The organism is Micromonospora fluostatini (genome assembly GCF_050410825.1).
Taxonomy (GTDB): Bacteria; Actinomycetota; Actinomycetes; order Mycobacteriales; family Micromonosporaceae; genus Micromonospora; species Micromonospora rosaria.
Genome location: NZ_CP191251.1, coordinates 2,119,797 through 2,132,438 on the forward strand (window position 1 = coordinate 2,119,797; position 12,642 = coordinate 2,132,438).

7 protein-coding genes and 2 pseudogenes are annotated in these 12,642 nt (G+C 73.6%); 5 read left to right on the top strand and 4 right to left on the bottom strand.

Annotated features, from left to right (window positions below):
• Positions 1-8: 8 nt before the first annotated feature.
• The 3 genes from treZ to glgX are packed head-to-tail and all read right to left on the bottom strand — an operon-like array spanning position 9 to position 6,225.
• A complete protein-coding gene (gene treZ, locus ACQUFX_RS09075; RefSeq protein WP_428965564.1) occupies positions 9-1,742 on the bottom strand; it encodes a malto-oligosyltrehalose trehalohydrolase in 1,734 nt (577 codons plus the stop codon).
• Entirely contained in the window at positions 1,739-4,081 is a 2,343-nt protein-coding gene (gene treY, locus ACQUFX_RS09080; RefSeq protein ID WP_428965565.1) for a malto-oligosyltrehalose synthase, read from the bottom strand. The genes treZ and treY overlap by 4 nt, the downstream gene beginning before the upstream one ends.
• The gene (gene glgX, locus ACQUFX_RS09085; protein WP_428965566.1) at positions 4,078-6,225 is read right to left on the bottom strand and encodes a glycogen debranching protein GlgX; all 2,148 of its coding nucleotides are present in this window, start codon (positions 6,223-6,225) and stop codon (positions 4,078-4,080) included. The genes treY and glgX overlap by 4 nt, the downstream gene beginning before the upstream one ends.
• A 309-nt stretch (positions 6,226-6,534) precedes the next feature.
• Between glgX and ACQUFX_RS09090 the strand changes: the two are divergent.
• The 5 genes and pseudogenes from ACQUFX_RS09090 to ACQUFX_RS09110 all read left to right on the top strand — a co-directional run.
• A pseudogene (locus tag ACQUFX_RS09090) lies at positions 6,535-7,452 on the top strand (glycosyltransferase family 4 protein); the annotation flags it as partial.
• Positions 7,440-8,155, top strand: a pseudogene (locus ACQUFX_RS09095) (glycosyltransferase); the annotation flags it as partial. The pseudogenes ACQUFX_RS09090 and ACQUFX_RS09095, both read left to right, overlap by 13 nt.
• 264 nt (positions 8,156-8,419) lie before the next feature.
• The gene (locus tag ACQUFX_RS09100; protein ID WP_428965567.1) at positions 8,420-9,076 is read left to right on the top strand and encodes a response regulator transcription factor; all 657 of its coding nucleotides are present in this window, start codon (positions 8,420-8,422) and stop codon (positions 9,074-9,076) included.
• A 151-nt stretch (positions 9,077-9,227) separates the two neighbouring features.
• Positions 9,228-11,348 (top strand): M14 family zinc carboxypeptidase, encoded by a 2,121-nt coding sequence (locus ACQUFX_RS09105; protein ID WP_428965568.1) that lies wholly within the window; start codon positions 9,228-9,230, stop codon positions 11,346-11,348.
• Positions 11,349-11,436: 88 nt separating this feature from the next.
• Positions 11,437-12,129, top strand: coding sequence for a fasciclin domain-containing protein (locus tag ACQUFX_RS09110; RefSeq protein WP_428965569.1), 693 nt, complete (start codon positions 11,437-11,439; stop codon positions 12,127-12,129).
• On the opposite strand, the gene ACQUFX_RS09115 is transcribed toward ACQUFX_RS09110, so the two are convergent.
• Positions 12,039-12,581 (bottom strand): SH3 domain-containing protein, encoded by a 543-nt coding sequence (locus tag ACQUFX_RS09115; RefSeq protein ID WP_428965570.1) that lies wholly within the window; start codon positions 12,579-12,581, stop codon positions 12,039-12,041. The two genes, ACQUFX_RS09110 and ACQUFX_RS09115, sit on opposite strands and share 91 nt — an antisense overlap.
• Positions 12,582-12,642: the final 61 nt, after the last annotated feature.

The window sequence follows — 12,642 nt, forward strand, 5'->3', positions numbered from 1 at the left end:
CCCCACCGTCAGAGCGCGACCACGGCGGCCGTCTCGGCGGGCAGGACCACCCCGTCGCGCATCACCGTGACGCCGGCACCGGTGGCGAGCAGGACCTGGCGTACCACGCCGGGCAGCGTGATCCGCTGGGCCCGGTCGGCCAGGTTGGCCACCACCAGACACCGGCCCCGCCGGACGACCACGAACCGGTCGCCGTGCCGGACGTCGACCGTGTCCAGCCGGGGGTCGGACAGGTCGGGGTGGGACTTGCGCAGCGCGATCAGCCGGCGGTGGAACTCGTACATCTCCCGGTGCTCGGGCCTGTCCAGCTCCGCCCAGTCCAGCCGGGACCGCAGGAAGGTCTCCGGGTCCTGGGGGTCGGGCACCTCCCCCGCCGGCCAGCCGTGCTCGGCGAACTCCCGGCGCCGGCCGGTGGCCACCGCCCGGGCCAGCTCCGGCTCCGGGTGGCTGGTGAAGAACTGCCAGGGGGTGGTGGCCCCCCACTCCTCCCCCATGAAGAGCATGGGGGTGAAGGGGGCGGTGAAGAGCAGGGTCGCCCCGATCCGGAGCATGGCCGGGGTGAGGGTGGCCGAGATCCGGTCCCCGGTGGCCCGGTTGCCGATCTGGTCGTGGTTCTGGAGGTAGGCCACCAGCCGGTGCCCGGGGGTGCGGTGCCGGTCCAGGGGGCGACCGTGCGCCCGGTGGCGGAAGCTGGACCGGGTACCGGTGTGGAGGAAGCCCCCGGTGAGGACCTGGCCCAGCCCCTCCAGGGAGCCGAAGTCGGCGTAGTAGCCCTGCCGTTCCCCGGTGAGCAGGGTGTGCAGGGCGTGGTGGGCGTCGTCGTTCCACTGGGCGTGCAGCCCGAGCCCGCCGGCCTCCCGGGGGGTGATCAGGCGGGGGTCGTTGAGGTCGGACTCGGCGATCAGCGACAGCGGCCGGCCCAGGTGGGTGGCGAGGGTGTCCACCTCCACGGCCAACTCCTCCAGCAACGGCACCGCCCGGGTGTCGGGCATCGCGTGCACCGCGTCCAGCCGCAGGCCGTCGACATGGTAGTCGCGCAGCCACATCAGCACGGAGTCGATGATGTAGCGGCGCACCTCGTCGGAGTCCGGGCCGTCGAGGTTGACCGTGCGCCCCCAGGTGTTGCTCCGCTCGGCGAGGTACGGCGCGAACATCGGCGCGTAGGCCCCGGAGGGCCCGAAATGGTTGTAGACGACGTCGAGGATCACCCCCAGTCCCTTGCCGTGGGCGGCGTCGACCAGCCGTTTGAGCCCGTCCGGGCCGCCGTACGCCTCGTGCGGGGCGTACCAGCACACGCCGTCGTAGCCCCAGTTGTACTCGCCGTTGAAGGCGTTCACCGGCAGCAGTTCGATCAGGTCCACGCCCAGCTCGACGAGGTGGTCGAGGCGGTCGACGGCGGCGTCGAAGGTGCCCTCCGGGGTGAAGGTGCCGACGTGCAGCTCGTACAGGACGCTGCCGGGCAGGTGCCGGCCGGTCCAGCAGCGGTCGGACCAGGCGTACGCGGCGTGGTCGTAGACCCGGCTGGGGCCGTGCACCCCCGCCGGCTGCCACGGCGACCGGGGGTCGGGCAGGGGTTGGTCGGCGTCGCCGAGCAGGAAGGCGTAGTCGGTGCCCGGCCCCGCCTCGGGCACCTCCTCCCGCCACCAGCCGTCCGGGTCCCGGGTCATCTCCCGGTCACCCGTGCCGGGCAGCCGCAGCCGGACCCGGGCGGCCTGCGGCGCCCACACGCTGAACTCGGTCATCGGGCAGCCTCCACGGACTCGGCGGGAGCCAGCAGTGCGACGGGAAGGGTGGCGAGCAGATCGGCGACGGGCACCTGCGGGTCACTGTAGACCCGCCCGGTGAACAGGTCCGTCATCTCGTGAACGGGCAGTGTCAGGGATGTGTCACGCCAGCCACCGGCGCGGGCCAGCCCCAGGGGCAGCCGGGTGGCCACGGCGAGGGCGCCGCCCCGGTCGAAGGCGACCGCGTGGGCCCCGGCCGGGCCGTGCGCCGCCACCGGCCGGTACCCGGTGAACAGCTCCGGGTGGTCCCGGCGCAGCCGCAGCGTCCGGGAGACCACCAGCAGCTTCGCCGCCCCGTCGGCGTCGACCGGCGGCAGCCAGCCGGCGTCGAGGCGGGCCAGCAGCTCCCGGCGGGCCGCGAAGTCGACCGGCCGCCGGTTGTCCGGGTCGACCAGGGAGTTGTCCCACAGCTCGGTGCCCTGGTACGTGTCCGGCACCCCCGGCATGGCGAGCTGCACCAGCTTCTGGCCCAGCGCGTTGGACCAGCCGGCCGGGGTGATCTCGGCGGCGAACGCGGTCAGCTCGGCGTGCAGCGCCGGGTCGTCGTACATCCGGTCCACCACGGCGTGCAGGGCGTCCTCGAACGCGGGGTCGGGGTCGGCCCAGCTCGTCGCCACCGACGCCTCCCGGGCGGCCTTCTCCACGTAGGCGTGCAGCCGGTCCCGCTCGATCGGCCAGGCCCCCACCGCGGTCTGCCAGAGCAGGTGCGCGAAGGCCGGGTCGGGCAGCGGCGCGGCGGCGGTGAAGGCGGTGACCCGCTCGGCCCAGCGCCGGGGCAGCTCGGCGAGGACGGCCAGCCGGGCCCGCACGTCCTCGCCGCGCTTGGTGTCGTGGGTGGAGAGCGTGGTCATCGACGCCGGCCAGCGGGCCTGCCGGGCGGCGGCGAACCGGTGGAACTCGGCCGGGGTGACCCCGAAGTGGGCCGGGGTGCCGCCGACCTCGTTGAGCGCGACGAACCGGCTCCACCGGTAGTAGGCGGTGTCCTCCACCCCCTTGGCCATCACCGCGCCGGTCAGTTGCGGGAAACGCCGGGCCAGTTCGTCGGCCGGATCGCGCAGCCGGCGGGTGACCGCGTCCAGCGCCCCGGTCAGCTCGGGTCGGCGGCGGCCCGCCTCGGCGCGGGCCACGGCCAGGTGCCGGGCCCCGTGCGGCGGGTACCCCCGGTAGACCGGGAAGCAGGCGGCCAGCTCGGCCAGGGCGGCCCGCGCCGGCACCGGCTCCACCTCGGGCACCAGGGTGGCCAGCCGGGTCAGCTCGGCGGCGAGCAGCCTTGTGGCCGCCTCCCGCTTGCTGCGGTGGGTGAGGTCCTGCCAGGAGGTGTGCCGCCCGGTGAGCCGGGCGTCCAGCGCGGTGAAGTGCCCCTCGGCGGCCGGGTCGACGAAGAGGCCGCAGACCGGGGCGAGGGCGTCGTAGCCGGTGGTGCCGTCGACCGGCCAGTCCGGCAGCTCCTCGCCGTACTCCAGGATCTTCTCCACCACCAGCCAGACCCCGGGCGCGGCGGCGCGCAGCCGGGCCAGGTAGTCGGCCGGGTCGCGCAGCCCGTCCGGGTGGTCGACCCGGATGCCGTCGACCTCGCCGGCGGCCACCCAGCGCAGCACCTCGGCGTGGGTGGCGGCGAAGACCTCCGGGTCCTCCACCCGCAGCCCGGCCAGGTCGGACACGGCGAAGAACCGGCGGTACGTCAGCTCGGCGTCGCCGCGCCGCCAGGAGACCAGCTCGTAGTGCTGCCGGTCGTGCACCTGCGCGGGGTGGCCCCCGTCGGTGCCGTCGGCGATCGGGAACCGGTGCTCGTGGTAGCGCAGTTCCCCGTCGACGACCGTGAGGTCGGCCAGCGCGTCCGGGTCGTCGGCGAGCACCGGCAGCAGCAACCGGCCCCGGTCCCAGTCGATGTCGAACCACCGGGCGTACGCCGAGTCGCGGCCCCGGCGCAGCACGTCCCACCAGGCCGGGTTGGCCGCCGGCCGGGCCACCCCGGCGTGGTTGGGCACGATGTCGACCACCAGTCCCAGCCCGGCGGCGCGCAGCGCCCGGACCAGCCGGACCCGGGCCGCCTCGCCGCCCAGCTCCGGGTTGACGGCCCGGTGGTCGACCACGTCGTAGCCGTGCGCGGAGCCGGGGGTGGCGGTCAGCAGCGGCGCGCTGTACAGGTGGGTGACGCCCAGGGCGGCCAGGTAGTCGGCCAGGGCGGCGGTGGTGTCCAGGTCGAAACCGGGGCGGACCTGCACCCGGTAGGTGGCGCCGACCCGGCCACCGGCCGGGTGCGCGCCGGTGGGGTCGGGCGGGGTGGTCGGACTCATCGGGCCGCGTCCTGGGTGGCCGGCGCGGTCGCGGCGCGTTCGAGGACCACCAGGGAGCGGTCCGGCACGGTGATCGCGCCGCCCGCCTCGACCGTCGCCGTCTTCCCCGGGTCCGGTTCCGCGGTGCTGATCACCAGGTCCCAGCGCGGGCCGAACTCGGCGCCGGGGAGGGTGAAGTCCAGCGGCGCGTCGTGGGCGTTGAAGCAGAGGATGAACGAGGTGTCCGTGTGGCGCTGGCCGTACGGGCCGCGCTCGGGGATGCCGTCGCCGTTGACGAAGAGCAGCACCGAGCGGCCGAAGTCGTTGCCCCAGTCCTCGCCGGTCATCTCCCGCCCGTCCGGGGTGTACCAGGCCAGGTCGGGCAGGGGCTCCCCGGCGCCGCGCGGGCGGACCTTCTCGCCGCTGAAGAAGCGCCGCCGGCGGAACACCGGGTGCGCGGCCCGGAAGGCGGTCAGCCGCCGGACGAAGTCCAGCAGGTCGGTGTCGACCTCGTCCCAGTTCACCCAGGCCAGCTCGGTGTCCTGGCAGTACGCGTTGTTGTTGCCGTGCTGGGTGCGGCCCAGCTCGTCGCCGTGGCCGAGCATCGGCACCCCCTGCGAGAGCAGCAGCGTGGCCAGGAAGTTGCGCCGCTGCCGGGCCCGCAGGGCGCGTACCCCGGGGTCGTCGGTGGGGCCCTCCGCCCCGCAGTTCCAGGACCGGTTGTGGCTCTCGCCGTCGCGGTTCTCCTCGCCGTTGGCCTCGTTGTGCTTGTCGTTGTACGACACCAGGTCGGTCAGGGTGAAGCCGTCGTGGCAGGTGACGAAGTTGATGCTGTGGAAGGGCCTGCGCCCGTCGTCCTGGTACAGGTCGGCGGAGCCGGAGATGCGGGAGGCGAACTCGGCCAGGGTGGCCGGCTCGCCGCGCCAGAAGTCCCGCACGGTGTCGCGGTACTTGCCGTTCCACTCGGTCCAGACCGGGGGGAAGTTGCCGACCTGGTAGCCGCCCGGACCCACGTCCCACGGCTCGGCGATCAGCTTGACCCGGCTGACCACCGGGTCCTGCTGGACCACCTCGAAGAAGGTGGAGAGGCGGTCGACCTCGTAGAACTCCCGGGCCAGGGTGGCGGCCAGGTCGAACCGGAACCCGTCGACGTGCATCTCCTGCACCCAGTACCGCAACGAGTCCATGATCAGTTGCAGCGAGTGCGGGTGCCGGACGTTGAGGCTGTTCCCGGTGCCGGTGTAGTCGACGTGGTACCGCCGATCCTCTTCCGAGAGCCGGTAGTAGCTGGCGTTGTCCACCCCCTTGAAGCTGAGGGTGGGGCCCAGGTGGTTGCCCTCGGCGGTGTGGTTGTAGACCACGTCGAGGATCACCTCGATGCCGGCGGCGTGCAGCGCCTTGACCATGCCCCGGAACTCCTGCACCTGCTGGCCGAGGCGGCCCAGCGCCGAGTAGCCGTGGTGCGGGGCGAAGAAGCCGATGGTGTTGTAGCCCCAGTAGTTGCGCAGCCCCAGGTCGGCCAGGCGGTGGTCGTGGACGAACTCGTGCACCGGCATCAGCTCGACGGCGGTGACCCCGAGCCGCTGGAAGTAGTCGATCATCGCCGGGGTGGCCAGCGCCGCGTACGTGCCGCGCAGCTCCTCGGGGATGCCGGGGTGGCGCATGGTCAACCCGCGCACGTGCGCCTCGTAGATCACCGAACGGTGGTACGGGATCCGGGGCGGCTTGTCGTTGCCCCAGTCGAAGTACGGGTTCACCACCACGGACTTGGGCATGAACGGCGCCGAGTCGGTGGTGGACATGGTGTCCGGGTCACCCATCTCGTAGTCGTAGACCGCCGGGTTCCAGGTGACCTCCCCGTCGACCGCCTTGGCGTACGGGTCCAGCAGCAGCTTGTGCGGGTTGCAGCGGGGCCCGTTGCCCGGGTCGTACGGCCCGTGCACCCGGTACCCGTAGCGCTGTCCCGGCTCGATGCCGGGGATGTAGGCGTGCCAGACGTGGGCGTCCACCTCCCGCAGGGGGACCCGGCGCTCCGCCCCGGTGTCCCACTCGTCGAACAGGCACAGCTCGACGGCCTCGGCGACCTCCGAGAAGATCGCGAAGTTGGTGCCCATCCCGTCGTACGTCGCTCCCAGGGGGTAACGCTCGCCCGGCCAGACCAGCATGTCGCTCCTTCAGGCCCATGTCTCGAAGCGCCCGGCGCAGACCGCCGGAACGCACGCCGGTTATGCCCCCCACCGCCGTACGCCAATCCACCCGATCCGGCGGCGAGGCGAAATCCGCCCGTCCGTCCCCGGAAGGTGGCGTCCGTCACCTTCGGCCCGTCCGAGATGCGCTATCCCCCGCGATGCCTTTTCCTGTTCGCGGGAGCGCGTCGCGCGTCTCCCGATCGGCCCTGTGCCACGCCTCCACCACCCTCCTGTTCCGCCGGCGACGGCGTCGGCGCACACCACCCTGCACGGACGGAGACCGATGTGACGACCTTGCGGGTCGGCGAGCACCTCGCACCCCCGACGGACCGGACCTGCCGGCCCACCCCGACCTCCCGCCACCAGGTCCCGCAGCCGCCGGCCGGCTCGGGCGGGTCCGGGCGCCGGCGCCGCATCCTGATGCTGTCCTGGGAGTACCCGCCGGTGCTCGTCGGCGGACTCGGCCGCCACGTCCACGCCCTCTCCGTCGCCCTCGCCGCCGCCGGCCACGAGGTCACCGTCGTCACCCGCCACACCGACGGCGCACCCCACGAGGAATACGCCGACGGCGTCCGCATCCTCCGCGCCGCCGAGGACCCCGTCACCTTCCCCCTCGCCACCAGCAGCCTCCTCGCCTGGACCATGGCCTTCAACCACACCCTCACCCGCGCCGCCCTGCGCGCCGCCGACACCGGCACCTACGACGTCATCCACGCCCACGACTGGCTCGTCGCCCACACCGCGATGACGCTGCGGGACCACCTGGACATCCCGCTGGTCACCACCATCCACGCCACCGAGGCCGGCCGGCACCAGGGCTGGCTACCCGAGGAGATGAACCGCACCATCCACGGCGTCGAGCAGTGGCTGGCCGCCGAGTCCGGCCGGGTGATCGTCTGCTCCGGGTACATGCGCGACGAGGTGGGGGCGTTGTTCGACGTGCCGGCCGAGCGGGTGGACGTGGTGCCCAACGGGGTCGAGCCGCACCGGTGGCGGGTGCCGGCCTCGGCCGTCGCCTCGGCCCGCGCCCGGTTCGCCGGGGACGGGCCGCTGGTCACCTTCGTCGGCCGGCTGGTCTACGAGAAGGGCGTGCAGCACCTCCTCGCCGGCCTGCCCCGGCTGCGGGAACGCCACCCGGGGCTGCGCGTGGTGATCGCCGGGGACGGGCCGTACCGGGCGGACCTGGAGGCGGACGTGCACCGCACCGGTGGCGGGTGCCGGCCTCGGCCGTCGCCTCGGCCCGCGCCCGGTTCGCCGGCGGGCCGCTGGTCACCTTCGTGGCCGGCTGGTCTACGAGAAGGGCGTGCAGCACCTCCTCGCCGGCCTGCCCCGGCTGCGGGAACGCCACCCGGGGCTGCGCGTGGTGATCGCCGGGGACGGGCCGTACCGGGCGGACCTGGAGGCGGACGTGCACCGCCTCGGCCTGGGTGGCGCGGTGAGCATGCCGGGCTTCCTCGGCGGCACCGACCTGCCGGCGGTGATGGCCGCCTCGGACTGCTTCGCGGTGCCGAGCATCTACGAGCCGTTCGGCATGGTGGCCCTGGAGGGCGCCGCCGCCGGTGCCCCGCTCGCCGTCGCGGCCACCGGCGGACTGGCCGAGATCGTCGAGCCGGGCGTGACCGGGATGACCTTCGCCCCACAGGACCCCGACGGGCTCACCGAGGCGGTGCACGCGCTGCTGTCGGACACCGAGCGGGCCCGCGCCCTGGCCCGCCGGGCCCGCGCCATGGTGCACGAGCAGTACGGCTGGTCGGCGATCGCGCACCGCACGGCGACCGCGTACGCGACCGCGATCGCCGCCGACACCGCGTTCACCGCCGCCCGCGCCGAGGCGCGGATGGCGCGCGGGCACGACCGGGCCCCCGTTCCCTCGGGCAACCTGCTCGTCGCCGCCGGGCTGCGCTGACACCGGTCGGCGGCGGCCCCGGGACCGGTCACCACCGTCCCGGGGCCGCCGCCCGCCGGGAGGACACCGGGCACCCGTGCGGGACCGGGCCTCCTCCCTCCGCCCGGCCGGCGTGACCCGACCACCGGCCACCCGCGCGACCCCTCGCCGTAGCGGTGTCGATGCAGGTCATGTTGCGGTTACGATCTTCCGTCCGCCCTGGTCAGGGCCCTGCTGATCGGCCAGACTCGCAGCAGGTCCGGGCCGGAGCCGAGGGGGACGTGAGTGCGGGTTCTTCTGGTTGAAGACGACCTGCGTGTCGCGTCCGCCCTCTGCGCGGCGCTGCGCCGGCGTGGGCACGAGGTCGTCCAGGCGATGACGGCCGCGGAGGCGGTCGCGGCGGACCCGGTCGACCTCATCCTGCTCGACCTCACCCTGCCCGACCGGGACGGCCTGGAGGTGTGCCGGCGCATCCGCCAGCAGGACGAGAACGTCGCCATCATCGCGGTGACCGCCCGCGCCGAGGAGTGGGACCGGGTGGCCGGGCTGCGCGCCGGGGCCGACGACTACGTGGTGAAGCCGTTCTCGATGGTGGAGTTGCAGGCGCGCATCGAGGCGGTGATGCGGCGGGCGGCGCGGGCCGCCCGCACGACCGCCGCGTTGCAGGTCGGCACCCTGCGCATCGACGTCAACGCCCGGCGGGTCTGGGTCGCCGACCGGGAGGTCAGCCTGGCCCGCAAGGAGTTCGACCTGCTAGTCGCCCTGGCCCGGCAGGCCGGCACCGTCGTGCCCCGGGACCGGCTGCAACTGGACGTCTGGCAGACCACCTGGACCACCCGGCACACCCTCGACGTGCACGTCGCGGCGCTGCGCGGCAAGCTCGACGACGCCGGGCTGGTGGAGACGGTCCGCGGCGTCGGCTACCGACTGCGCACGGGCTGAGACCGGGCGTCGCCGGCCGCGCCACCACGGGCCGGCGAACAGGGCGCGAATCTCAGATGATCCTCAAGATTCGCAGGCCGGAGGCCCGCGCCGGGCCGGCTGCGGGTTCGCTGGTGGCACCCCAGCCATCCCCTCCTGTTTGGAGATCCCTTTGAGATACAGACGGACCAGGGCAGGTGTGCTCTCCGCGCTGCTCGCCGCCACCCTCGCGGCGACCATGGTGCCGGCGCAGGCCCAGGCCGAACCGGCGGGTGCCACCGCCCAGGCGGAGCCCAACCAGGTTCAGGACCTCGCGGTCGTCCAGGGCGACGGGTACGCGACGCTGTCGTGGACCCCGGTCGACGGGGCCACCGACTACCAGATCGAGCGGACCCCGGTCGCCGAGGACGGCACGGCCACCGGTACGGCGGTGATCACGGGCGTGTGGCGTCCGAACCGCCAGATCAACAACTCCGAGCCGACCTTCGCCGACGCCGGGTTCGCCCCGGGCAACCGGTTCCAGTGGCGGGTCCGTGCCCGCGTCGGCACCGAGGCCCAGCCGTACTCGACGCCGGTCGCCGGCCTCACCAACGCCCACTGGGGCGACCCGGACACCCCGGGCCAGAACCTGCGCACCCAGTGGGAGAACACCCTGGGCGCCCAGTACACCAGCGACGTCAACGAGTACGCCTACACCCAGGCGGTCGACGAGCTGAGCGAGCGGGTCCGGGTGGTGGAGATCGGCCGGACCATCCAGAACCGGCCGATCAACATGTTCGTCGTCGGCTACCCCACTCCCCCGGCGACCCCGGAGGCCGTGGCCGCGACGAACCCCCTGTTGGTCAACTGCAACGTCCACGGCAACGAGCCGGGTGACCGCGAGGCCTGCCTGATCATGGCGCGGCAGCTCGCCTTCACCGACGACGCCAAGACCCTCGACCTGCTGTCGAAGACCACCATGCTGATCCTGCCGACCCTCAACGGGGACGGCCGGGCCGCCGGCGCCCGGGGCAACTCCACCGGTCAGGACCTGAACCGGGACTACTCCCTGATCCGTCAGCCGGAGACCCGCGCCTTCGTCGAGATGGTGCGCGACTACCGGCCGATCGCCGGCTACGACGGCCACGAGTACGGCAACGCCAACACCGGTGACCTGCCGATGCTGCCGCCGCGCCACCAGAACGTGGCGCAGGGGATCTTCGACGAGTCGCAGAACATGATCGAAGGCCACATGTACAGCCAGGGCGCCAAGGACGGCTGGTGGGCCTGCCCGTACGGCTGCACCGGCGCCAACGTGGGCCTGGGTGAGGAAACCATCCTGCGCAACACCCTGGGCCTGAAGAACGTGGTCAACTCGCTGCTGGAGCTGCGCAGCTCCGGTGGCCCGACCCGCCCCGACGAGAGCAACACCGCCAACAACCGTCGGCGGAAGACCTACTCGGCGCTGTGGACCTTCAACCAGTTCCTGCAGTACCACGGGGCGAACACCAAGGCCATCACCACGGCCCGCGCGGAGGCGATCACCTTCCAGTCGACCAACACCGGCCGGATCGTCTTCCGGGGCTCCCGTCCGATCGAGGCCCACCCGGCCCCGCACCCGGGCGAGACCCCGCCGCCGCTGGACGCTCCCACCCCCGAGCGGATCCTCCAGCAGCCGCCGTGCGCGTACAAGCTGACCGAGGAGCAGTACAACGGTGAGCGCACCGACGGCCCCGTCGGCCAGCGCACCACCGTGGCGCAGCGGCTCGCCGCGCACGGCTGGAAGGTGATCAAGGTCGCCGACGGCTACCTCGTTCCGCTGGCCCAGCCCGAGCGAGGTCTGGTGCCCCTGCTGCTCGACGGGCAGGCCGTCGAGGGCCTGGTCGCCGGCGAGCGGGTGATGCCGACCCGCACCGGTACGCACAACGGTCCGCTGACGCTGACCGGCGTAAACTGCATCGACGGCGCCACCCTGCGCGGCCCGCTGCGGGTCCAGCCGGGTGCCACCCTGATCATGACCGGCACCTCGGTCAACGGCCCGATCGACGTCACCGGCGCCGCCGGTGTCTTCCTCGGCGGCAACACCGTCAACGGCCCGGTCCGGGTCGTCGGCACCACCGGCCCGGTGAACGTGGTCGGCAACAAGGTGAGCGGCCCGGTCGACGTGCTGAACACCCAGGGTGCGGCTGCCCTGGTGGCCGGCAACACCGTCAACGGCCCGCTGGGCTGCTCCGGCAACGCGACGACGCCGGTCAACCTGGAGGTCGCCAACTCGGTGTCGGGTCCGAAGTTCAACCAGTGCTCGCGTCTGTGAGTCACTGACCCGCCCCGTCGGGTACCGGCAGGTCGGCCCCGCGCCGGCCTGCCGGTCCCCCCGTACCGGTACTGGAGTGGAGAACACCGTGTCCGACACCGTCCTTCCGGGTCCATACCCCGGGCCCCCGTCCCGGACCCGCCGGCTCGGCCGGCGGGCGGCGACCGGGGCGGCCCTGTCCCTGCTGATCGCGCTGACCGGGTGCACGAGCTCGACGGAGGAGGACTCCTCCCCGGCGGGCCGGGGCACGGACACCGTCCCGGTCGCGGTCACCGGCCCGCTGTGCGACGTGCTGCCCGCCGGCGACGAGCCGGGCAACCCGGCCTCCCTGGTGGGTCAGACCCCTGACCAGGCCCTCACCTGGATCCCCGTGCTCACCACCTTCGAGGCGGCGGTCCGGGCGACCGGGATGGCCGAGGAGTTGTCGGCCGCCGACGGGGTCACCATCCTCGCCCCGACCGACGACGCCTTCAAGGCCAAGTTCTCCACCGCCAACGTGGACGAGCTGCTGCTGAAGGAGACCGAGACCCTGCGGGGGCTGCTGCGCGAGCACGTGGTCACCGGGGCCCACTCGGTCACCGACCTGGTCGCCGCCGGCACGGTGCGGACCCTCGCCGGCACCGACCTCGCCGTGGCTGCCGCCGACTCCGGGGCCCGGGTGGCCGACAAGGCGGAGACGGTCTGCGCCGACTACCGTGCCGGCGCGGCCCGGATCCACGTGGTCAACAAGGTGCTCGGGAACCTGCCGGACACCGCCCACGAGGAGGAGCACCACCACTGAGTACCCCCTTCGGCCGGGCCGGGGCGATCCCTCCGGCCCGGCCGAACGGTGCTCAGCAGTCGATGTACGACCCGCCCGCCGTCGACCAGGTAGTGGTCGAACACCCAGCCGGAGCAGGTCGGGCCGCCGTTGCCGTACCGGACGTGGGTCCAGCCGTTCCAGCTGTTGATGGTGTCGCCGTAGCCCTGGCAGTCCAGGGTCACCCAGTGTCCGTTCGGGATCCGGGTGACCAGCGCGCAACCGGTGTGCGGACCGGCGCGCAGGGCCAGGCCCGTGCTCCCGGCGTCCTGCACCTGGTCGCTGCCGAAGTCCTTGTCGGACCAGGCGTGGCTGCACCCGGCGCTGGCGGGTGCCGGCGCGAGCGCCACGACCGCGGCCGCCGCCGCCACCGTGAGCGCCACCTGCGCGCCGGCGAGGGCGGGCCGGACGGTGGGCATCGTGAAGATTCGCATGTCGTTCCCCCGTGACGAGCGCCCGGACGGTGACCGGGCGGTCCACGGACAGCACCGACCA

Coding starts and splice junctions, on each gene's coding strand:
- treZ (WP_428965564.1), bottom strand. CDS start 1,742: ATGACCGAGTTCAGCGTGTGGGCGCCGCAGGCCGCCCGGGTCCGGCTG.
- treY (WP_428965565.1), bottom strand. CDS start 4,081: ATGAGTCCGACCACCCCGCCCGACCCCACCGGCGCGCACCCGGCCGGT.
- glgX (WP_428965566.1), bottom strand. CDS start 6,225: ATGCTGGTCTGGCCGGGCGAGCGTTACCCCCTGGGAGCGACGTACGAC.
- ACQUFX_RS09115 (WP_428965570.1), bottom strand. CDS start 12,581: ATGCGAATCTTCACGATGCCCACCGTCCGGCCCGCCCTCGCCGGCGCG.